Source organism: Mixta hanseatica, assembly GCF_023517775.1.
GTDB lineage: Bacteria > Pseudomonadota > Gammaproteobacteria > Enterobacterales > Enterobacteriaceae > Mixta > Mixta hanseatica.
The window spans coordinates 4,056,543-4,079,324 of the sequence record NZ_CP082904.1; the positions used below are offsets into that span (position 1 = coordinate 4,056,543).

19 protein-coding genes are annotated in these 22,782 nt (G+C 54.9%); 4 read left to right on the plus strand and 15 right to left on the minus strand.

Annotated elements, in window-relative coordinates:
* Window positions 1–7 precede the first annotated feature (7 nt).
* The 7 genes from rfbB to trxA form a co-directional block, all read right to left on the minus strand.
* Window positions 8–1,081: a dTDP-glucose 4,6-dehydratase gene (gene rfbB / locus K6958_RS19240; RefSeq protein WP_249892591.1), complete on the minus strand. Its 1,074-nt coding sequence runs from the start codon at window positions 1,079–1,081 to the stop codon at window positions 8–10.
* Window positions 1,078–2,340, minus strand: a complete 1,263-nt coding sequence (gene wecC / locus K6958_RS19245; protein WP_249892592.1) for a UDP-N-acetyl-D-mannosamine dehydrogenase — start codon at window positions 2,338–2,340, stop codon at window positions 1,078–1,080. Before wecC ends, rfbB begins: the two co-directional genes overlap by 4 nt.
* A complete protein-coding gene (gene wecB, locus K6958_RS19250) occupies window positions 2,337–3,467 on the minus strand; it encodes a non-hydrolyzing UDP-N-acetylglucosamine 2-epimerase (RefSeq protein ID WP_277614711.1) in 1,131 nt (376 codons plus the stop codon). Before wecB ends, wecC begins: the two co-directional genes overlap by 4 nt.
* A gap of 57 nt (window positions 3,468–3,524) precedes the next feature.
* Window positions 3,525–4,556, minus strand: a complete 1,032-nt coding sequence (gene wzzE, locus K6958_RS19255; RefSeq protein WP_249892593.1) for an ECA polysaccharide chain length modulation protein — start codon at window positions 4,554–4,556, stop codon at window positions 3,525–3,527.
* Window positions 4,557–4,584: 28 nt separating this feature from the next.
* Window positions 4,585–5,667 carry a UDP-N-acetylglucosamine--undecaprenyl-phosphate N-acetylglucosaminephosphotransferase gene (gene wecA / locus K6958_RS19260; RefSeq protein ID WP_249892594.1) on the minus strand — a complete coding sequence of 361 codons (1,083 nt, stop codon included), beginning with the start codon at window positions 5,665–5,667 and terminating at the stop codon, window positions 4,585–4,587.
* Between the two features lie 287 nt (window positions 5,668–5,954).
* Window positions 5,955–7,214, minus strand: coding sequence for a transcription termination factor Rho (gene rho / locus K6958_RS19265; protein WP_038628983.1), 1,260 nt, complete (start codon window positions 7,212–7,214; stop codon window positions 5,955–5,957).
* A gap of 339 nt (window positions 7,215–7,553) precedes the next feature.
* The gene (trxA, locus tag K6958_RS19270) at window positions 7,554–7,886 is read right to left on the minus strand and encodes a thioredoxin TrxA (RefSeq protein WP_038628985.1); all 333 of its coding nucleotides are present in this window, start codon (window positions 7,884–7,886) and stop codon (window positions 7,554–7,556) included.
* Window positions 7,887–8,003: 117 nt separating this feature from the next.
* On the opposite strand from trxA, the gene rhlB reads away from it, so the two are divergent.
* Window positions 8,004–9,296, plus strand: a complete 1,293-nt coding sequence (gene rhlB / locus K6958_RS19275; protein ID WP_249892595.1) for an ATP-dependent RNA helicase RhlB — start codon at window positions 8,004–8,006, stop codon at window positions 9,294–9,296.
* A 7-nt stretch (window positions 9,297–9,303) separates the two neighbouring features.
* Entirely contained in the window at window positions 9,304–10,788 is a 1,485-nt protein-coding gene (gene gppA, locus K6958_RS19280) for a guanosine-5'-triphosphate,3'-diphosphate diphosphatase (protein WP_249892596.1), read from the plus strand.
* Between the two features lie 39 nt (window positions 10,789–10,827).
* Here gppA and rep read toward each other — a convergent pair whose 3' ends face one another.
* On the minus strand, window positions 10,828–12,852 hold the full coding sequence (gene rep, locus K6958_RS19285) for a DNA helicase Rep (RefSeq protein WP_249892597.1): 2,025 nt from the start codon (window positions 12,850–12,852) through the stop codon (window positions 10,828–10,830).
* An 83-nt stretch (window positions 12,853–12,935) separates the two neighbouring features.
* Here rep and ppiC point away from each other — a divergent pair, with 83 nt between their 5' ends.
* Window positions 12,936–13,217, plus strand: a complete 282-nt coding sequence (ppiC, locus tag K6958_RS19290) for a peptidylprolyl isomerase PpiC (protein WP_249892598.1) — start codon at window positions 12,936–12,938, stop codon at window positions 13,215–13,217.
* 196 nt (window positions 13,218–13,413) lie between these two features.
* Here the strand turns inward: ppiC and ilvC are convergent, their stop codons facing one another.
* The gene (gene ilvC, locus K6958_RS19295) at window positions 13,414–14,889 is read right to left on the minus strand and encodes a ketol-acid reductoisomerase (RefSeq protein WP_249892599.1); all 1,476 of its coding nucleotides are present in this window, start codon (window positions 14,887–14,889) and stop codon (window positions 13,414–13,416) included.
* A gap of 165 nt (window positions 14,890–15,054) precedes the next feature.
* On the opposite strand from ilvC, the gene ilvY reads away from it, so the two are divergent.
* Entirely contained in the window at window positions 15,055–15,936 is an 882-nt protein-coding gene (ilvY, locus tag K6958_RS19300; RefSeq protein ID WP_249892600.1) for an HTH-type transcriptional activator IlvY, read from the plus strand.
* On the opposite strand, the gene ilvA is transcribed toward ilvY, so the two are convergent.
* From ilvA to ilvL, 6 genes are all read right to left on the minus strand, one after another.
* Window positions 15,937–17,481, minus strand: coding sequence for a threonine ammonia-lyase, biosynthetic (ilvA, locus tag K6958_RS19305; RefSeq protein WP_249892601.1), 1,545 nt, complete (start codon window positions 17,479–17,481; stop codon window positions 15,937–15,939).
* Between the two features lie 2 nt (window positions 17,482–17,483).
* On the minus strand, window positions 17,484–19,334 hold the full coding sequence (gene ilvD / locus K6958_RS19310; protein WP_249892602.1) for a dihydroxy-acid dehydratase: 1,851 nt from the start codon (window positions 19,332–19,334) through the stop codon (window positions 17,484–17,486).
* A 63-nt stretch (window positions 19,335–19,397) separates the two neighbouring features.
* Complete coding sequence (gene ilvE, locus K6958_RS19315; protein ID WP_249892603.1) at window positions 19,398–20,327, minus strand: branched-chain-amino-acid transaminase; 930 nt, start codon at window positions 20,325–20,327, stop codon at window positions 19,398–19,400.
* 18 nt (window positions 20,328–20,345) lie between these two features.
* Complete coding sequence (gene ilvM, locus K6958_RS19320) at window positions 20,346–20,603, minus strand: acetolactate synthase 2 small subunit (RefSeq protein WP_249892604.1); 258 nt, start codon at window positions 20,601–20,603, stop codon at window positions 20,346–20,348.
* A complete protein-coding gene (gene ilvG / locus K6958_RS19325; RefSeq protein WP_249892605.1) occupies window positions 20,600–22,246 on the minus strand; it encodes an acetolactate synthase 2 catalytic subunit in 1,647 nt (548 codons plus the stop codon). The genes ilvM and ilvG overlap by 4 nt, the downstream gene beginning before the upstream one ends.
* Window positions 22,247–22,395: 149 nt before the next feature.
* Window positions 22,396–22,494: an ilv operon leader peptide gene (gene ilvL, locus K6958_RS19330; RefSeq protein WP_071883719.1), complete on the minus strand. Its 99-nt coding sequence runs from the start codon at window positions 22,492–22,494 to the stop codon at window positions 22,396–22,398.
* Window positions 22,495–22,782: the final 288 nt, after the last annotated feature.

A 22,782-nucleotide genomic window follows, 5' to 3' on the forward strand; every position in this document is an offset into this window, starting at 1 on the left:
ATTCGCCTCAGTGAGAGGAAGAAAGCCCGAGCCGCTCGCCCTGATAGCTGCCATCAAGAATGCTGCGCCACCAGCTCTCATGACTTAAATACCACTGCACCGTTTTACGCAGGCCGCTTGCAAATGTCTCCTGCGGGCGCCAGCCCAGCTCGCGCTCGATTTTACCGGCATCGATGGCATAGCGCTGATCGTGGCCAGGACGATCGGTGACAAAGGTAATCAAATCGCGGAAGTGGGCAATGCCCGCCGGTTTGGCCGGCGCCAGTTCTTCCAGCAGATCGCACAGCGTCTCTACCACGTCGATATTGCGCTGTTCGTTATGACCGCCAATGTTATAGGTCTCTCCGGCTTTGCCCTTGCTCACCACGGTGACCAGCGCCCGCGCATGATCTTCCACATACAGCCAGTCGCGGATCTGTCCGCCGTCGCCATACACCGGCAGCGGTTTGCCTGCCAGCGCGTTGATAATCATCAGCGGAATCAGCTTTTCGGGAAAATGATACGGCCCGTAGTTGTTGGAGCAGTTGGTGACAATAACCGGCAGACCGTAGGTGCGCATCCAGGCGCGTACCAGATGATCGCTGCTGGCTTTGCTGGCAGAGTAAGGGCTGCTGGGCGCGTAAGGGGTGGTTTCGGTAAAGAAATCATCGCTGCCGTGCAGATCGCCAAACACTTCATCCGTAGAGATATGGTGGAAAATAAACGCCGCCTGTTTTTCAGCGGGCAGGCTGCGCCAGTAATGACGCGCCGCTTCCAGCATCTGCCAGGTGCCGATAATATTAGTTTCCATAAACGGCCAGGAGCTGTCGATTGAACGGTCGACGTGGCTTTCCGCCGCCAGGTGCATAATGCAGTCCGGCTGATAGTGCGCCATCAGGCGATCCAGTTCGGCGCGATCGCAGATATCTACCTTCTCAAAGGCGAAGCGATCGCTCTCGGCAACCGGCGCCAGTGACGAAAGATTACCGGCATAGGTCAGCTTATCGACCACCACCACCCGGTGTTCCGTCTGTTGAATAAGATGGCGTACCACCGCCGAACCGATAAAACCCGCGCCGCCGGTAACCAGAAATTGTTTCATCGCCATACTCCTTTGGTATCCACGACCCAACGCTGGGCGACCTGCTCGCCGCTCACCGCTTTAAAGGCGTGATGATCGACCAGCATCACCAATACGTCAGCGCCGACAAGCGCCTGCTCCAGCGAGACCAGCGTCGCCTCGTCAGACAGCGCCGCCGGGATCTGCTGCACATTAGGCTCCACCACCCAGGTGGTGCCGCTATGCCAGGAAGCGACCAGATGCGCCACTTCCATTGCCGGGCTTTCACGCAGATCGTCGATATTAGGTTTAAACGCCAGGCCAAAGCAGGCGATGGTTAATTCACTGGCGCGCTTACCGCTCTCGCTCAGGCAGTCAGCCACCGCTGCTTTAACCTGATCCAGCACCCAGTGCGGCTTGGCGTCATTCACTTCACGTGCGGTGCGGATAAGACGCGCCAGCTCAGGGTTTTGCGCCACAATAAACCAGGGATCGACCGCAATGCAGTGACCGCCGACGCCCGGCCCCGGTTGCAGAATATTGACGCGCGGATGGCGGTTAGCCAACGCGATCAGTTCCCACACGTTGATGCCCTGCTGCGCGCAAATCAGCGACAGTTCGTTCGCAAAGGCAATATTGACGTCACGGAAGCTATTTTCCGTTAGCTTACACATTTCAGCGGTGCGGGCATGGGTTACCACGCATTCGCCTTCCAGAAAAATGCGGTACAGCTCGCTGGCGCGCTCAGAACAGGCTGGCGTCATACCACCAATAACGCGATCATTTTTAATCAGCTCAACCATCACCTGGCCGGGCAATACCCTTTCAGGGCAGTAGGCGATATGAATATCAGGGCGCTCCGGCTGCTGTTGCGGGAACGTCAAATCCGGGCGCGCTTCGGCCAGCCAATGCGCCATCTGTTCCGTTGCGCCAACCGGCGATGTTGATTCCAGAATGACTAAATCGCCCGGCTTCAATACCGGCGCCAGCGACAGCGCCGCCGCCTGCACATAGCGCATATCAGGTTGATGATCGCCTTTAAACGGCGTAGGAACGGCGATCAGAAACGCATCGGCCGCCTCCGGCTGCGTGGCGGCGCGAAGAAAGCCATCCTGTACCGCCTGCCTGACCACCGTATCCAGATCGGGCTCGACGATATGAATTTCGCCACGGTTAATGGTTTCGACCGCCCGCGCATTAATATCAATTCCCACGACATGCTGCTGGCGCGATGCAAACGCGGCGGCGGTAGGCAGCCCGATATAGCCGAGTCCAATAACCGAAATTGTTTTAAAACTCATAATGTTACTCTGTGATTTTTTAGCGCCTGCAGAATGCGGGCGCAGGCATGACCATCGCCATACGGATTATGCGCATGGCTCATTGCCTGCCAGGCGTCTTCATGGGTGAGCAGACGGGTAACCTCTGCCACAATTTTTTCTTCGCTGGTTCCCACCAGGCGCACCGTTCCGGCGTCAATCGCCTCCGGGCGCTCTGTGGTTTCACGCATTACCAGCACGGGTTTACCCAGCGATGGCGCTTCTTCCTGAATACCGCCGGAATCGGTCAGAATTAACCACGCGCGATTCATCAACCAGACAAAGGGCAAATATTCTTGCGGCTCAATAAGGATAATATTGTCGATGCCGCTCAGGATACGTTTAACCGGCTCGCTAACATTAGGATTCAGGTGTACCGGATAAACAATCTGAATATCAGGATGCTGCCGCGCCAGCGTCGCCAGCGCGCTGCAGATACGCTCAAAGCCATCGCCAAAACTTTCACGGCGATGTCCGGTGACCAGAATCAACTTTTTCGTCGCATCCAGAAAAGGGTAACGCGCCGCCAGGCTCGCATCGTGCTGGCGATCGGAAAGAATGCGATCGCGCACCCAGAACAGCGCATCGATCACCGTGTTGCCGGTGACGAATATCTGGCTATCCGGCAAGTTTTCGCGCAGCAGGTTCCGTCGGGAGTATTCGGTTGGTGTAAAGTGCCACGTAGCCAGATGCCCGGTCAGCTTGCGATTCGCTTCCTCCGGCCAGGGAGAATAGAGATTGCCGGTACGCAAACCCGCCTCAACGTGTCCCACCGGGATGCGATGATAAAACGCCGCCAGGCTGGCTGCCAACGTCGTGGTAGTATCACCATGAACCAGTACCACATCTGGACGGAACGAGGAAAATACACCTTTCAGCCCTTCCAGTATGCGGCTGGTAATTTCCGTCAACCCCTGCTCCGGGCGCATAATATCCAGATCGTAGTCCGGCGTAAGCGCAAAAAGGTGCAGAACCTGATCGAGCATCTCACGATGCTGGGCCGTTACACACAGGCGGGCATCAAAGGCGTCATCATGCGCCAGCGCATGCACCAGCGGCGCCATTTTAATAGCTTCCGGCCTCGTGCCAAAAACGGTAAGTACTTTCACTGTTTTTCTCTTCGTTCGTTAGCCGTGTCAGTCACAGCGACACCTGTAACGCGCGTATCAGGCACGAGGACGGCGGGTAAGGGCAACGCCTGCACCGACCAACGCACCCATTGCGCCCCATATGATCATGACAAGTGTCCGGCGTGGACTGTCACGCTTCACCGGCTCTTCCGGCGTGCGCAAATAGCGGTAAGTCTGGAATTTCTGGTCAAGCGTAGGCCCGACGTTCAACGTATCGAGCATTGCCCGATTTTGATCATAGTCCAGATCGTAGGTTGGCCCATTTGCCTGCAGGTTTTCCAGGCGCGCCTGCAGCATTGGCCTGCCCAATAAAAAGAGTTCTGAATCGGGCAGTTGCTCTGACGGCGTACTGGTTTTCGCCTGGTCGATCCCCTGCTGCTGCGCAATCCTGAGTGCCTGTTCGACGCTGTGGAGCTGCCGCTGATAAACGGCATTCGCAACCTTTTCCTGCCGTTGAACCTGCGCTTTCAGCTGAACGGTGCGCGCCGCCCAGGCCGCCGTCAGTTCCTGATTTAAATGACGCGCCGCTCGCTCGCTGGCAAAGGCGACATACTGACGCAGCAGGTTGTTAGCATCCACTGCGGTTTCCGCCACCAACCGGACGCTATCGCTCAGGTTTTTCGCGCTGTCCGCCGGGCTAAATTGAATATTGCTGACCATCTCGTCCAGCAGCGCGGCATCTTTATGGACATTGCCGACTTTGCGGTGCTTATAGTAATCGGTTTGCAACCAGAATTCGCGACGCGTGTCCCATGAAGAGAGTTGCATAATAAATTCCTGGTAGGCATTGTCCATCACCGAAGGCTGCGGCACCGCCAGCGCGGCAGCGCCGTTACGGATATCCAGGTTGCGCAAGAATTGCTGCTGCGAGTAGTAGCCGCCAATCATATTCACCGTGGGACGATCGGTTATCGCCGTGGTGCTCCACTCCTGTTTAACCAGCAGCGACCAGATCCAGGCCAGCAGCATGCCCAGCAGCGCCATTCCGATAATCCAGCGTTTACCGCGCCACAGCGCGCAAAACAGGCCACGAATATCCAATTCGTTATCCACGAAGTCAGAGGTCATATGCAGGTTATCCTTGTCCAAAGGGCGCTTAGCCCAATTGCTTATTTTTATTTGCGCGACGCAGGCGGCGCTTGAGGCGTTTGATCATGCGGGCAACGCGCCAGGCGCGCTTGATGCAGTAGCCGTAGAGGATGAAAGCCAGCAGAAACAGCAGCAGCATTACCCATTCGGGAATAAAAGCCAGATATTCACCCAATACGCCGACGCCAGCCAGCAGCGCAGCGGCCAGCGTAATCAGCACAAACGCCTGTCGTGAAGTAAAACCGGCGCGCATGATCAAATGATGAATATGCTGACGATCGGCAGAGAAAGGGCTCATTCCCTTACGCAGGCGACGATACATAATCGCCACCATATCCATCAGCGGAATGGCAATAAGCCACAGCGCCGTAACCGGCGTAATGGGATGCGTCACCCCCTGGGTGGTTTCCAGCAGGATCCAGATAATGGAAAAGCCGATGAGCGTACTGCCCGCATCGCCCATAAAGACTTTGTAGCGTTTACCGAAAACGCCGAGGTTAAGCAGGATATAGGGAAGCGTGGCGGCAATCATGGCAAAGCACCACATCGCCAGGCTGTGCTGCCCGTCGAAAAAGAGGATGATGCCCATCGCGCCAAAGGTCACACAGGACAAACCACCCAACAGGCCATCAATGCCGTCCACCATATTGAAGGCGTTAATCGCCGCCCAAACGGCAAACAGCGTCAGCACGTAGCCAAACGGTCCGACAACCAGCTCCATCGGCCCGATAATATAGCCCAGGCTCAGCAAATAGAGTTTGCCCACCACCATCATGACTATCGCGATCGCCGCCTGCACTACCGCACGAATTTTAACGCTAATATCAAAGCGGTCATCCAGCGCGCCGACCAATACCAATACGCCAGCGCAGAGCAGATAAAGAATCGCGTGCGGCAAATAATAGTTGGTAATAAAGAAAGTGAAGCAGATGCCCGCATAAACGGAGATACCGCCGACCAGCGGTATCAACCCCTGATGACGCTTACGGTAGTTTGGCCGGTCGACCAGGCCGACTTTTTTCGCTGCTTTCCGGGCAAAAAACAGAAATGCCAGTGAAAACAAAAAAATTAGACCAAGCTCGGTACTCATGGTGAGTAAATTCACATTAACAGCTCTCAGCTAAGACACCGGGTAAATATAAGCAATAATTATGCCTGCCACCCTGACTGACGTCTTAATAACGCGATTTGGCCGCACGACCGCTGGTTATTTAAGCAAAAAGGCCTGCCTTTATTACACTTAGCGACCGGTGACGTCCGACAGTCGCTTTATCCTATAGCCCAAAAATAAAAAACGCCACGTCTGAGCGTGGCGTTACCCGAGTTTTCTTAGCGCGGTAAAGGGCCCTTAACTAACTCAGGCCCGAGGCTCAGAAATTATGAACGTTTCATCATGTCGAAGAATTCATCGTTGGTCTTGGTCATCGCCAACTTATTAATGAGGAATTCCATAGCGTCGATTTCACCCATCGGGTGAATAATTTTGCGCAGGATCCACATTTTCTGCAGCTCTTCCTGAGATGTGAGCAGTTCTTCTTTACGCGTACCCGAACGGTTATAGTCGATCGCCGGGAAGACGCGTTTTTCAGCAATTTTACGCGCGAGATGCAGCTCCATGTTACCGGTGCCTTTAAACTCTTCGTAAATCACTTCGTCCATTTTCGAACCGGTATCTACCAGCGCGGTGGCGATAATGGTCAGGCTGCCGCCCTCTTCCACGTTACGTGCCGCACCAAAGAAGCGTTTCGGACGATGCAGGGCGTTGGCATCCACACCACCGGTCAGAACTTTACCTGAAGCCGGCACCACGGTGTTGTAAGCACGCGCCAGACGAGTGATGGAGTCGAGCAGGATAATAACGTCTTTTTTATGCTCAACCAGACGCTTGGCCTTTTCGATCACCATTTCCGCAACCTGAACGTGACGGGATGCCGGCTCATCAAAGGTAGAAGCGACGACTTCACCTTTAACCAGACGCTGCATCTCGGTAACTTCTTCCGGACGTTCGTCAATCAGCAGCACCATCAGCACGCAATCAGGATGGTTGTAGGCGATGCTCTGCGCGATATTCTGCAGCAGCATGGTTTTACCCGCTTTCGGCGGAGCCACAATCAAACCACGTTGGCCGCGGCCAATCGGTGAGGCGAGATCCAGCACGCGTGCGGTCAGGTCTTCTGTTGAGCCGTTACCGCGCTCCATGCGTAAACGTGAGTTCGCATGCAGCGGCGTCAGGTTTTCAAACAGAATCTTACTGCGCGCGTTTTCCGGTTTATCGTAGTTGACCTCATTAACCTTCAGCAGCGCAAAGTAACGTTCGCCCTCTTTCGGCGGACGAATTTTGCCTGAAATGGTATCACCAGTGCGAAGGTTAAAGCGGCGAATTTGGCTGGGGGAAACATAGATGTCGTCGGGACCGGCGAGGTAGGAGCTGTCTGCGGAGCGGAGGAAACCAAATCCGTCCTGCAGTATCTCCAGTACGCCATCACCGAAGATATCCTCACCGCTTTTCGCGTGTTGTTTGAGGATAGCAAAAATGATGTCCTGTTTGCGCATGCGCGCCAGGTTTTCCAGCCCCATGTTCTCGCCGAGAGTAATCAGCTCTGAAACCGGCGTATTTTTTAGTTCGGTAAGATTCATAATGGTGGGTTCTTAAACTCGGGGTATATCTCGAAAAGGTTGTCGTGAATGGTATGGCAAAAGAAGGTCCATGCCCGTTAATGGCTCCGTTTCCGTGTCTGCTCGATGATCTTATGCGTGAATGCCGATCTGAAAACGAGGAGACGGTTGAAAACAGATACCGGAAATTGTGATGCTAACCGTCAGATTGTTGAGGCACTGCGAAGGTAACGCCAGCGTTCAACAAGGGAAACAAACTACAGGTAAGTTCGTAATGCAGTAGATTTAACTTAGCACGCTTCATGCCGGGCGTCTAGCGGTCTGGCAAAAATTACTCTGACCGCCAGCGCCGGCAATGAATCAGCTCAGGTTCGCGTTCAGGAACTCTTTGAGCTGGCCTTTAGACAGCGCGCCAACTTTGGTCGCTGCAACCTCACCATTTTTAAACAGCAGCAGCGTTGGGATGCCGCGAATACCGTATTTCGGCGCCGTTTCCGGGTTCTCATCGATATTCAGTTTGGCAATGGTCAACTTACCGTCATACTCTTCTGCTACTTCGTCGAGGATCGGGGCGATCATTTTGCATGGACCACACCATTCTGCCCAGAAGTCCACCAGCGTTAAACCTTCGGCTTTCAGCACGTCGGTTTCAAAGCTTTTGTCGGTTAGATGAACGATTTTATCGCTGCTCATGTCTTACTCCACAAGATTATGCCTGGCTGGTTGGCGTAAAATCTGCCAACGTAGGTTGACTTTATTTCACCGGATACGCTTTCGTAAAGCAATAGTAAGCTGATATTCTACCACACTATGAGCAAAACACACTTAACCGAACAGAAGTTTTCCGACTTCGCCCTGCACCCTCAGGTTATCGAAGCCCTTGAAAAGAAAGGCTTCCATAATTGTACGCCCATCCAGGCGTTAGCATTGCCCCTTACACTTGAAGGGCGCGATGTCGCGGGCCAGGCGCAAACCGGAACCGGCAAAACGATGGCGTTTTTAACGTCAACGTTCCATTACCTGCTTTCTCACCCTGCCGCCGAAGGCCGTCAGATTAATCAGCCGCGCGCGCTGATTATGGCGCCGACTCGCGAACTGGCCGTACAGATTCATGCCGATGCTGAACCGCTGGCGCAGTCAACCGGCCTTAAAATGGGTCTCGCTTATGGCGGCGACGGCTACGACAAACAACTGAAAGTACTGGAAAAAGGCGTCGACATTCTGGTTGGCACCACCGGCCGCCTGATCGATTACGTCAAACAGAACCATATTAACCTCGGCGCGATCCAGGTCGTCGTGCTGGATGAAGCCGATCGCATGTTCGATCTTGGCTTTATTAAAGATATTCGCTGGCTATTCCGCCGTATGCCTGCTGCGAACCAGCGCCTGAGCATGCTGTTCTCCGCTACGCTCTCTTATCGCGTTCGCGAGCTGGCGTTTGAGCATATGAACAACGTCGAGCACATTGAAATCGAGCCAGATCAGAAAACGGGCCACCGCATTCAGGAGGAGCTGTTCTATCCCTCTAATGAAGAAAAGATGCGCCTGCTGCAAACGCTGATTGAAGAAGAATGGCCGGATCGCGCCATCATTTTCGCCAATACCAAGCATCGTTGCGAAGATATCTGGGGCCACCTGGCGGCGGATGGACACCGTGTAGGTTTGCTGACCGGCGACGTAGCGCAGAAAAAACGCCTGCGTATTCTGGAAGATTTTACCCGCGGCGACGTAGATATTCTGGTAGCGACCGATGTCGCCGCGCGCGGCCTGCATATTCCGGCGGTAACGCACGTTTTTAACTACGATCTGCCTGACGATTGTGAAGATTACGTTCACCGTATCGGTCGTACTGGACGCGCCGGCGCCAGCGGCCACTCTATCAGCCTCGCCTGTGAAGAGTACGCGCTGAATCTGCCCGCTATCGAAGAGTATATCGGTCACGGTATTCCGGTCAGTAAATATAACAGCGACGCGTTGATGACCGATCTTCCACCGCCGAAACGCCTGACGCGTAACCGTCCGGGTAGCGGTCCGCGCCGTGCAGCGGGCAACAACCGTCGCAGCGGTGCGCCGCGTAACAATAACCGTAAACGTTCAGGCTAATCACACCATGTTCAGCGCGTCGTCACTTTATGCTGCGATTGATTTAGGCTCTAACAGCTTTCATATGTTAGTGGTGCGCGAGGTGGCGGGAAATATTCAGACCGTAGCCCGCATCAAGCGTAAAGTGCGCCTCGCCGCCGGCCTTAACGGCGACGGAGCGCTTTCTGACGAAGCGATGGAGCGAGGCTTGCAGTGTCTGAGGCTGTTTTCAGAACAGCTGCAGGATATTCCTGCCGATCAGATTCGTGTAGTGGCAACCGCAACGTTGCGTCTGGCGACAAACGCGAAACATTTCCTCACGCAGGCGGAAGCGATCCTTGGCTGTTTAGTCAACGTGATTAGCGGAGAAGAGGAAGCGCGGCTGATTTATCAGGGCGTGGCGCATACTACCGGCGGCTCTGATGAACGCCTGGTCGTGGATATCGGCGGCGGCAGCACCGAACTGGTGACCGGCACCGGCGCGCAAACCACGGCGTTGTTTAGTTTGTCGATGGGCTGCGTCACCTGGCTGGAGCGTTATTTCGCTGACCGCTATTTAGGTAGGGCGAACTTTGAGCAGGCGGAACAGGCCGCTCGCGCCATTATTCAGCCGGTTGCCGGACGATTGCGCGAGCAGGGCTGGAAAATTTGTGTGGGCGCTTCCGGCACCGTACAGGCGCTGCAGGAAATTATGGTGGCGCAGGGCATGGACGAGCGCATTACGCTGGATAAGCTACAGCAGCTTAAGCAGCGCGCGATTAAGTGCGGTAAGCTTGAAGAGTTGGAGATCGAAGGCCTGACGCTGGAGCGAGCGCTGGTTTTCCCCAGCGGGCTTTCTATTCTGATCGCCATCTTTGAAGAATTAAATATTGAAAGCATGACGTTAGCGGGCGGCGCTCTGCGTGAAGGCCTGCTGTACGGTATGCTGCACTATCCGGTCGATCGCGATATTCGCAGCCGAACCATCCACAATATCCAGCGTCGTTTTATCATTGACGTTGAGCAGGCGGAGCGCGTACGTCAGCTGGCAGCGGACTTTGTGCAACAGGTTAGCCCGCACTGGAAACTGGATGCGTATTGCCGCGAACTGCTGGAAAGCGCCTGCCTGATCCATGAAATCGGCCTCAGCGTTGATTTCCGTCTCGCCTCTCAGCATGCCGCTTACCTGGTGCGCCATCTTGATCTGCCTGGCTTTACGCCTGCCCAGAAAAAACTGCTGGCCACGCTGTTGCAGAATCAAAGCAACGGCATCGACCTGACGCTGCTCAATCAGCAGAACGCCGTGCCGCCGCGCGTGGCAGAACAGATGTGTCGGCTGCTGCGTCTGGCAGTCATTTTCGCCAGCCGTCGTCGTGACGGCAGCTTGCCGGCGGTGCGTTTGCAGAGCGACGATGAGGCGCTGCAGGTGCTGTTGCCGCCAGGCTGGCTACAGAATCACCCGCTCGGCGCGGAAATGTTAGAGCAGGAAAGCCGCTGGCAATCTTATGTCCACTGGCCACTAACGGTGATTTAGCCTGTTGGGTTGCGCACTTTCAGGCGCAGCCCGGCTTTATCAAGCCCCTTTTTTCGCTTTATCCAGCATCGCTCGCAAACCGGCAACCCGACTCTGCCCGGTTTTCATCCGCTCTTCCGCACTGACAACTTTACGCTCGGTTTCCCAGCGTAGATCGTCCTGCGGCAGCTCCAGTAAAAAACGGCTCGGCTCCGGGCGTACCAGCTCGCCATATTGCCGACGCTCACGGCACAGCGTGAAGGTCAATTCTTTCTGCGCGCGGGTGATGCCAACGTAGGCCAACCGTCGCTCTTCCTCAATGTTATCTTCATCGATGCTGCTCTGATGCGGCAGCAGACCCTCTTCCATGCCGACCAGATAAACATAAGGGAACTCCAGACCTTTCGACGCATGTAGCGTCATTAGCTGAACCTGATCCAGTTCTTCATCGCTTTCGCCGCGCTCCATCATATCGCGCAGCGTAAAGCGGGTTACCACCTGGGTTAGCGTCATCGGCTCATCCAGCTCGCTGCCTTCCAGCATCTCCGTCATCCACTGGAAAAGCGTATTGACGTTTTTCATGCGCATTTCAGCTGCTTTCGGGCTGGCGGAGGTTTCAAACAGCCAGCTTTCATAGTCGATGCCGCGGATTAAATCACGCACCGCATTGATCGGCTCCCGCTCCGCCAGCCGGGCAATTTCCTGTAGCCAGCCGGTAAAGCGCTGGAGATTCTCCAGGCTGCGGCCGGTCAGCGTTTGGCCCAGCCCTAAATCGAAGCTGGCGCTGAACAGGCTTTTATTACGCTGGTTAGCCCATTCCCCCAGCTTTTGCAGCGTTGCCGGGCCGATTTCACGACGCGGCGTGTTGATAATACGCAGGAAAGCGCTGTCATCGTCAGGATTGGTCAACACCCGCAGATAGGCCAGCAGATCTTTGATCTCCGGCCGTGAAAAGAAGGAAGTTCCGCCCGAGATCCGGTAGGGAATACGGTTTTGCATCAGCATCTTTTCAAATACGCGCGACTGATGATTACCGCGATAAAGGATGGCGTAATCTTTGTACTGCGTTTTATTAATAAAATGATGCGCAATAAGCTCGCCGGTTACGCGCTCTGCCTCATGATCTTCATGATTAGCACTCAGCACTTTTAGCTCAGCGCCATAACCCAGCTGGGAAAACAGCCGCTTTTCAAACACGTGCGGATTATTGGCAATCAAAATATTTGCCGCCTTCAGAATACGCTCGGTTGAACGGTAGTTTTGCTCCAGCTTAATGACCTGCAGCGCCGGGAAATCCTCTTTTAACAGCACCAGGTTTTGCGGCCGCGCGCCGCGCCAGGAGTAGATAGACTGATCGTCGTCACCCACCACCGTAAAGCGCGCCCGGGCGCCGACCAACAGTTTTACCAGCTCGTACTGGCTGGTATTAGTGTCCTGGTATTCATCCACCAGCAGATAACGAATGCGCTGCTGCCAGCGTTCGCGTACCTCCTGGTTACGCTGCAGCAAGAGCGTCGGCAACAGGATAAGATCGTCGAAGTCCAGCACATTACAGGATTTAAGATGGCGATCGTACAATTCATAGCAGTGGGCGAAGATACGATCCCGCTCCGACTGCGCGCGCGCCTGAGCATGCGCGGGATCGACCAGATCGTTTTTCCAGTTAGAAATGGTAGAAATCAGCTGTTGCAGCAGATTTTTATCATTTTCCAGCCACTGTTCGGTTAAATCTTTTAACAGCGCCAGCTGATCCTGATCGTCAAACAGGGAGAAGTTAGATTTCATCCCCAGCGCGGCATATTCACGTTTGATAATTTCCAGCCCCAGCGTATGGAAGGTGGAGATCATCAGTCCGCGCGCTTCCTTACGGCCCAGGGTTTGCGCCACACGCTCTTTCATCTCGCGTGAGGCTTTATTGGTAAAAGTGACCGCCGCGATATGGCGAGCCTGATAGCCGCACTCGCGAATCAGATGGGCAATTTTATTGGTAATGACGCGCGTCTTGCCGGAACCCGCGCCCGCCAGCACCAGGCACGGGCCGGTGACAAATTCGACGGCTTGTTGTTGGCTGGGATTCAGACGCATAGAAGTACTCAGTGAAAAAAAGGAGGGTTAACTAACAGCGTGGTAGTATATCCAGCAGTATCCATACGACTCAAGGCACGATCATGGCAAAAACCGCAGCGGCAATGCATATCCTTGTAAAGGAAGAGAAACTGGCTCAGGAGCTGTTGACGCAGCTGGAAAAGGGCGCGGACTTTGAAAAACTGGCGAAAAAACACTCGACCTGTCCAAGCGGCCGTAAAGGCGGTCATCTGGGCGAGTTTAAAAAAGGGGCGATGGTGCCGGCTTTCGATAAAGTCGTTTTTTCCTGCCCTTTGCTGACGCCTTACGGACCTCTGCATACCCAATTCGGCTATCATATTATCAAGGTTCTGTACCGCAACTAATAAAAAACCGGTGTTGAATACACCGGTTTTTTTCTGTTGCCGCTTCGCTTATCGAACCAGGCCTGAAGAAATTCCTCTATGAGTTTCGTTTTACAGCAAGGCGGCAAATAAGTGCCGCCCCAGCAGCATAGTTATCCATGTCACTGGGGCGTGCGCACGCGGCTAGCGCATCGGCAAGCCGAAAGAGCATGAGGAATCAGCCTGCGACGCTGATACGTTTCATATCGGTCATATAACCACGCAGCTTGCGGCCTACCGCCTCAATCGGATGGTTACGCACCGCTTCGTTAACATCACGCAACTGGGCGTTATCTACTGCGGCCGACGCTACTTCTTTGCCTAAGTCGCCTGCCTGCAGCGTGGTCATAAACTCTTTCAGCAGCGGCACGGCGGCATTGGCAAACAGATAGTTGCCATATTCGGCGGTATCAGAAATCACCACGTTCATTTCATACAGGCGCTTACGGGCAATGGTATTGGCGATCAGCGGCAACTCATGCAGTGATTCGTAATAGGCGGATTCTTCGATAATGCCGGAATCAACCATGGTTTCGAAGGCCAGCTCAACGCCCGCTTTCACCATCGCAACCATAATGACGCCGCGATCGTAATACTCCTGCTCAGAGATTTTGCCTTCATACTGCGGTGAATTTTCAAATGCGGTCTGGCCTGTCTCTTCACGCCAGGCCAGCAGTTTTTTATCGTCATTCGCCCAATCCGCCATCATGCCGGAAGAGAACTCACCGGAAATGATGTCATCCATATGCTTTTGGAACAGCGGCGCCATAATGGTTTTCAGCTGCTCAGAAAGGGCAAAGGCACGCAGCTTAGCGGTGTTGGAGAGACGATCCATCATCAGTGTGATACCGCCATGTTTCAGCGATTCCGTGATGGTCTCCCAGCCGTACTGCAGCAGCTTGCCAGCGTAAGCCGGATCGGTACCGTCGGCCACCAGCTTGTCGTAGCACAACAGCGAACCGGCCTGCAGCATACCGCAGAGAATGGTCTGTTCGCCCATCAGGTCAGATTTTACTTCGGCAACGAAGGAAGATTCCAGCACGCCTGCGCGATGACCGCCGGTCGCCGCCGCCCACGCTTTAGCAATCGCCATACCTTCGCCTTTCGGATCGTTTTCCGGGTGCACCGCAATCAGCGTCGGCACGCCAAAGCCGCGCTTATATTCTTCACGCACTTCGGTACCCGGGCACTTGGGCGCAACCATCACCACGGTAATATCTTTACGGATCTCTTCGCCTACCTCAACGATGTTAAAACCGTGGGAATATCCCAGCGCCGCGCCATCTTTCATCAGCGGCTGTACGGCCTGTACCACCGCCGAGTGCTGTTTGTCCGGCGTCAGGTTAACCACCAGATCGGCCTGCGGGATCAGATCCTCATAAGTGCCGACTTTAAAGCCGTTTTCGGTCGCCTTGCGCCAGGAAGCGCGCTTTTCAGCAATCGCTTCGGCACGCAGCGCGTAAGAGACATCAAGACCAGAATCGCGCATATTAAGGCCCTGATTTAGGCCCTGGGCGCCACAGCCAACAATGACGACTTTTTTCCCTTTCAGGTAACTTGCTTCATCAGCAAACTCATCGCGCGTCATAAAGCGGCATTTACCTAATTGCGCCAGCTGCTGACGCAGGTTCAAAGTGTTGAAATAGTTAGCCATGGGCACTCCATTTTGAGGTTGTGTTTACCGTTATTTTTTACGCAAGGCCGGTTAAAGCCTCGCCTTCTATAGCCCCATCATATGACAGGAAATCTGTTGCTTAAATTGATATATTAACAACGTCGCATTGCAATAACTGCAACGTTGAAATGAGGCCTGAATCGCATGGATTTACGAGACCTGAAGCTTTTTTTACATCTGGCGGAGAGCCGCCATTTTGGCCGTACCGCCCGTGCGATGCATGTATCGCCTTCTACCCTTTCGCGCCAGATACAGCGCCTGGAAGAGGATGTTGGTCAAAGCCTGTTTCTGCGCGATAACCGTACCGTTACGCTGACCGAAGCCGGCGAGCAACTGCGCCAGTTCGCCCAGCAAACCCTGCTGCAATATCAGCAGATGCGTCATGCCATGGATCAACATGGCCCTTCCTTGAGCGGCGAGCTGAAACTCTTCTGTTCCGTTACCGCCGCCTACAGTCACCTGCCTCCGATACTTGACCGCTTTCGCGCTGAACATCCGCAGGTAGAAATTAAACTCACCACCGGCGATGCCGCCGACGCGGTGGAGAAAGTTCACACCGGCGAAGCCGATCTGGCGATTGCCGGTCGTCCTGAAACGCTACCTGCCAGTATCGGTTTCACTCCGCTGGGCCATATTCCGCTGGTATTGATTGCGCCAGCATTACCCTGCCCGGTACGCAGTCAGGCGACGCAGCCCGAGCCAGACTGGGCGCAGATCCCCTTTATCCTGCCGGAACAGGGCCCGGCTCGCCGGCGGATCGATCTCTGGTTTCGCCGTCTGCGCATTGCCAATCCGCTTATTTACGCGACCGTTTCCGGTCATGAAGCCATTGTTTCTATGGTGGCGCTGGGCTGTGGCATCGCCCTGTTGCCGGATGTGGTGCTGGAAAATAGCCCGGAGCCGGTACGCAACCGTGTTCTGGTGCTGGAAGATATTGATTCTGTCGCGCCTTTTGAACTGGGCGTCTGCGTTCAGAAGAAGCGGCTCGGCGAGCCGCTGATGAAAGCGTTTTGGCAGCTACTGTAACTAGCCCGCCAGGAAAAAACGAAACGCCGGATTCTGGCTTTCATCGTGAAAGTCGTAGCCCAACGCGGTGAGATGCTCCTCGAAACGCGGCTCATTCTCACCCAGCTCAAACGCGGCCAGCACCCGACCATAGTCGGTGCCGTGGCTACGATAGTGAAACAGGGAAATGTTCCAGTAAGTACCCAGCGTTTGCAGAAACTTCAACAGTGCCCCAGGCGCCTCCGGGAATTCAAAGCTGAACAGGCGCTCGCGCAACGGCTTAGAGGGACGGCCGCCCACCATATAACGCACGTGCAGCTTGGCCATTTCGTCATCGGAGAGATCAACCACCTGGTAGCCGCCCGCGCTTAACTCAGCGATAATTTCCCGACGCTCTTCCTGGCCGCGCGTCAAGCGCACCCCAACAAAGATGCAGGCGTCATTGGCATCGGCGTAGCGATAGTTAAATTCAGTTACTGCGCGTCCGCCCAGCGTCTGACAGAACTTCAGGAAACTGCCCTGCTGCTCTGGGATGGTGACGGCCAACAGCGCCTCGCGTTGTTCGCCAAGCTCGCAGCGCTCTGAGACGTAGCGCAGCCCATGGAAGTTAACGTTAGCGCCGGAAAGAATATGCGCCAGCCGCTCGCCCTGCAGATTATGCTGCTGGATATACTTTTTCATGCCGGCCAGCGCCAGGGCGCCGGAAGGTTCCGCCACGGCGCGCACATCTTCAAACAGATCTTTCATCGCCGCGCAGATCGCGTCGCTGTCTACGGTGATGATATCATCAAGATATTCCTGGCAGAGGCGAAAGGTCTCGTTGCCGATGCGCCTTACCGCCACGCCTTCGGCAAACAGCCCGACACGCGGGAGATCGACCGGCTCGCCCGCCTGCAGCGCGGCCTGTAAACAGGCTGACTCGGCGGCCTCAACCGCGATCACTTTGATCTGCGGCATCAGCTGCTTAATTAATACCGCCACGCCCGCCGCCAGCCCGCCGCCGCCGACCGGAACAAAGATGCGATCGAGATGCGCATCCTGTTGCAGCAGCTCCATCGCCAGCGTTCCCTGGCCGGCGATGACCGCCGGATGATCGAATGGCGGCACAAAGGTATAACCCTGCCGCTCCGACAGTTCGATCGCTTTCGCTTTCGCCTCGTCGAAGTTTGCTCCGAACAGGTAAGCCTCACCGCCAAACGCGCGTACCGCCTCGACTTTAATGTCCGCTGTGGTAACCGGCATCACAATCAGTGACTTAATTCCCAGCCTGCTGGCGGAAAGCGCAACGCCCTGCGCGTGATTCCCCGCAGAAGCGGTGACCACGCCGCGCGTTTTTTGCTCTTCATTCAGACCGGCAATCATCGCGTAAGCGCCGCGCAGTTTAAAACTGTGTACCGGCTGACGATCTTCACGCTTAACCAACACCGTGTTGCCAAGACGGGCAGACAGCTTCTCCATCTTTTGCAGCGGCGTTACCTGCGCCACTTCGTAAACGGGCGATCGCAGGACGGCGCGTAGATATTCGGCGCCGCAGGGCGCGTCGGGTAACGGTTGAGACTCAGCCATCCTTAGCCTCCCAGCTTCGATTTATCACGTACCGCGCCTTTATCCGCGCTGGTTGCCAGCGAAGCGTAGGCGCGTAGCGCAAAGGATACCTGACGCTGACGCGCATGCGGCGTATATGCGGCATCGCCACGCGCTTCTTCCTGTTCACGGCGCGCATGCAGCTCATTGTCCGGTACATCAAGCTTGATGCCGCGATTCGGAATATCGATATCGATCATGTCGCCATCGCGCACCAGAGCGATGGTGCCGCCGCTGGCCGCTTCCGGCGAGGCGTGACCGATAGAGAGACCGGAAGTGCCGCCAGAGAAACGTCCGTCGGTGATCAGGGCGCAGCTTTTACCCAGGCCCATCGATTTCAGGTAGGTGGTCGGATAGAGCATCTCCTGCATGCCCGGCCCGCCTTTCGGCCCTTCGTAGCGAATCACCACTACGTCTCCGGCCACGACTTTGCCGCCCAGGATCGCCTCGACCGCATCCTCCTGGCTTTCATATACTTTCGCCGGGCCGCGGAAGGTCAGGATTTCTTTATCTACGCCGGCGGTTTTCACGATACAGCCATCTTCGGCCATATTGCCGTACAGCACCGCCAAACCGCCGTCCTGACTGTAGGCATATTCGCGTGAACGGATACAGCCTTCCTGACGATCGTCATCCAGCGTGTCCCAACGGCACTCCTGAGAGAATGCCTGGGTGGTGCGGATGCCAGCCGGTCCGGCGCGGAACATTTTCTTCACCGCTTCATCCTGCGTCAGCATGATGTCGTAGTTATCCAGCGCATCGCGCAGCGTAGTGCCTAACACGTTATAAACGTTGGTATTCAGCAGCCCGGCGCGATCCAGCTCGCCCAGGATACCAATAACGCCGCCTGCACGGTGAACATCTTCCATATGGTATTTCTGCGTACTCGGCGCCACTTTACATAAATGCGGTACCTTGCGTGACAGGCGGTCGATATCGGAGATGTTAAAATCGATCTCGCCCTCCTGCGCCGCCGCCAGCAGGTGCAGAACGGTATTGGTAGAGCCGCCCATAGCGATATCCAGCGTCATCGCGTTTTCAAACGCGGCTTTATTGGCGATATTCCGCGGCAGCGCGGTTTCATCATCTTGTTCGTAGTAGCGTTTCGCCAGGCTTACGATACGTTTACCGGCATTAACGAACAGCTCTTTACGATCGGCATGGGTCGCCAGCAGCGAGCCGTTGCCTGGCTGAGACAGCCCCAGCGCTTCGGTCAGGCAGTTCATCGAGTTAGCGGTAAACATCCCTGAGCAGGAGCCGCAGGTAGGACAGGCGGAGCGTTCGATCTGATCGCTCTCCGCATCACTGACGTTAGGGTTCGCGCCCTGGATCATCGCGTCAACCAGATCCAGCTTGATGATTTTGTCAGACAGTTTGGTTTTGCCCGCTTCCATCGGCCCGCCAGAGACGAAAATGGCCGGTATGTTCAGGCGCAACGCCGCCATCATCATACCCGGCGTGATTTTATCGCAGTTGGAAATACACACCATCGCGTCGGCGCAGTGCGCATTGACCATATACTCTACCGAATCGGCAATCAGTTCGCGCGACGGCAGAGAATAGAGCATGCCGCCATGACCCATAGCAATACCGTCATCTACCGCAATGGTATTGAATTCTTTCGCCACGCCGCCAGCGGCTTCAATCTGCTCGGCGACCAGTTTACCCAGGTCGCGCAGATGAACGTGGCCCGGCACGAATTGAGTGAAGGAGTTAACGACAGCGATAATCGGTTTGCCGAAATCGGCGTCGGTCATTCCTGTGGCGCGCCACAGGGCACGGGCACCAGCCATATTACGGCCGTGGGTGGTAGTGGCGGAACGGTACTTAGGCATGCTCTGTTTACTCCAGTCTGGATAAATAAGCGGGCCGGTAACAGCGCCCGCAAAGTCATGATGTTATGGGTTTACCGGATCCAGCCAGCCCCATTTATCTTCAGTTTCGCCGGTGAACAGGCCAAAGAATGCCTGCTGGATACGTTTCGTCACTGGACCGCATTTGCCTTCACCCACTTTGATGCCGTCAACGCTACGCACCGGCGTAATTTCAGCCGCGGTGCCGGACATAAAGACTTCATCGGCCAGGTAGAGGGATTCACGCGACAATACCTGCTCACGCACTTCAATGCCGGCATCTTTCGCCAGTTTGATAATCGCATCACGGGTAATGCCCGGCAGCGCAGATGAGGTAAACGGCGGGGTAAACAGGATACCGTCTTTTACTTCAAACAGGTTTTCGCCTGCGCCTTCAGAGATATAGCCGTTGGTATCCAGTGCGATACCTTCCTGATAGCCATGGCGGCGGGCTTCGCTGCCGACCAGCAGAGAGGAAAGGTAGTTGCCGCCCGCTTTAGCGGCGGTAGGAATGGTATTAGGCGCAACGCGATTCCATGAGGAAACCATCGCATCAATGCCCTGCTCCAGCGCTTCTGCGCCCAGGTAAGCGCCCCACGGGAAGGCGGCGATAATGACATCAGTGCTGTAGCCATCCGGCGGATTAACGCCCAGACCTACATCACCGACAAATGCCAAAGGACGAATATAAGCACTCTGCAGTTTATTCACGCGCAGAACTTCACGGCAGGCTTCCATCAGCTCTTCCACGCTATGTTTCAGCGGGAAACGATAAATTTTGGCAGAGTCATGCAGGCGCTGCATATGTTCACGGTGGCGGAAGACGACAGGTCCTTTATGCGAATCGTAGCAGCGTACGCCTTCAAAAACAGACGTGCCGTAATGCAGGGCGTGAGACATCACGCTAACTTTTGCCTCTTCCCATTTCACCATCTCGCCGTTGAACCAGATAAAGTCTGCTTTCTTCGTACTCATTCTTATTTCCTTTCGCGACTATGCGCGGATTTGTTGTGTTGTCTGTTGTTGAATCTGGACGCAAGCGACATCCATCAGTTTGCTCAGCTGTGTTGACAGTAAATCGACTGAGCGCTGACTGGCAACGGTCATTTCAATATTAATATTCTCAGCGTTGGCCACGCTGGCCATATTCATCGCGCAAACCTGAAAACCGCGGTGACGGATGACGCGCAAAATGCGCTCCAGAACTTCAGGTCGGAAACGTGCTTCGATAGACAACTGGTGCTGGTTCATACGGTTTTCTCCATCATGTTTGCGTTGCTGGCGCCAGGCGGCACCAGAGGCCAGACGTTTTCAAGCTCATCAATAGCCACATGCAACAGATAAGGGCCTTCACTGTTCAGCAGCGCGTCTAATGCGTCTTCGACCTGATCTTTACGCGTAATATGCTGGCCAGGAATTTCAAAAGCACGCGCCAGCATCAGAAAATCGGGGTTATCGGACAGGTTGGTTTCACTGTAGCGTTCGGAAAAAAACAGCTGCTGCCACTGGCGCACCATGCCTAAGCGCTGGTTATCCATCAGCACGATTTTTATCGGTAGTTTTTTACGTTTGATGGTGCCCAACTCCTGTACGTTCATCATGAAGGAGCCATCGCCGGACACGCAGATAACGCAGTCGTCAGGACGAGCGACCTGCGCGCCAACCGCCGCCGGCAGCCCAAAGCCCATCGTGCCCAGCCCGCTGGAAGTGATAAAATTCTCCGGCGCGCTGAATGACATATGCTGTGCCGTCCACATTTGATGCTGGCCGACATCGGTGGTCACGATGGCGCTTTTCGCTTTGCGATCTGATAGCTGACGCAAAAACAGAGGCGCGTAGATCGCTTCGCCCGGATGATCGTAACGCCAGCTATGTTTGGTTTTCAGGGCCATGACCTCGGCGCGCCACTCATCGATCTGACACGGCTGCGCCAGCTCGGGCAGCAGCGTATTAAAATCCCCCTGCAAACCAACATGCGCCCGGCGCAGCTTATTCAACTCAGCCGGATCGATATCCATATGGATAACGCTGGCGTGCGGAGCGAAGGTATCAAGCTTGCCGGTCACCCGATCGTCAAAACGGGCACCAACAGCAATCAGTAAGTCGCACTGCTGAACGGCCAGGTTCGCCGCCTTGGTGCCATGCATGCCTAACATACCAAGATAACCGGGGTCGCTGGCGTCCGGCGCGCCCAGACCTTTTAGGGTCGCTACGGTTGGAATACCGGTCTGCTTAACAAATGCCCGCAGCGCCGGGACAGCCTGCGCGATACCCACGCCGCCGCCAACATACAGCACTGGTTTTTTTGCCTGCACCATCAATGCGCGCGCCTGCTGTAATTCCTGATGGGGATAATCAACCGTCTCGGCGACAGGCAGCAGATGCGGCGCTAAATCGCCGCTGGCTACCTGGATATTTTTAGGGATATCAACCAGTACCGGGCCTGGACGACCAGACTGCGCGATAGCGAAGGCCTCAGCCATCACTTCAGGCAGCGTCTCTAAGGACTCAACCAGAAAGCTGTGTTTAGTACAGGCCAGCGATAAACCCAGCACGTCAATTTCCTGGAAGGCATCGGTGCCAATCAACGGGGCGGCAACCTGACCGGTGATGGCGACAACCGGTACCGAATCCATCATCGCATCGGCCAGGCCGGTGATCAGGTTGGTAGCGCCAGGCCCGGAAGTAGCGATGCAGACGCCCACCTTACCGGTTGCACGAGCATAGCCAATCGCGGCCATCGCGGCGCCCTGTTCGTGACGGCACAGTAGGTGTTCAACGCCTCCGTCATACAGCGCATCGTAAACCGGCATAATCGCGCCACCCGGATAACCGAATACGGTTTTAACCCCTTGCGCACGCAACGCTTGAACCACCCACTGAGCACCTGTCATCGTTATTCCCCTGCCTGATCCCGGGAACAACAGTATTTTATGCTACTGTACATTGTTTGTTCCTCTTACATTGACTATCCCGATGCCTGACCATAAAAAAACCCCCGGACCTTTCGGTGCGGGGGTTCTTTTGGATTTAGGCTTGATTTTTAAGCCTTTCTTCCTCCGAGCGCAGCCCCGCACGGTGTGATAATAATCACCACCACGCTAATCACGACTAGGCTAATCACTCGTAGAAGGGCTTTCATATGCTGTTCAAAATTTCACTTTATCGAAGTAATGCCTAAAGAGGTACCACAGACAGACGTATTGCCACAACCTTTTTCATCATAAAATTTTATAGCTGCTGAGCCGCTGTTCAAAAAAAGCTTTTAATTACAATAAATAATGCTTATTGAAAGTTATTCATTACGTACCTTTCGTAATGAATTATTCGGCCATCCTGTTTTCTCATGGCGGCTTTTTTAAGGTTGGAATCGTTAAGAGAGTTTTTCGGGAAAGCGCGCAACTCTCTTCACAGGGCATCGCGTTATGGT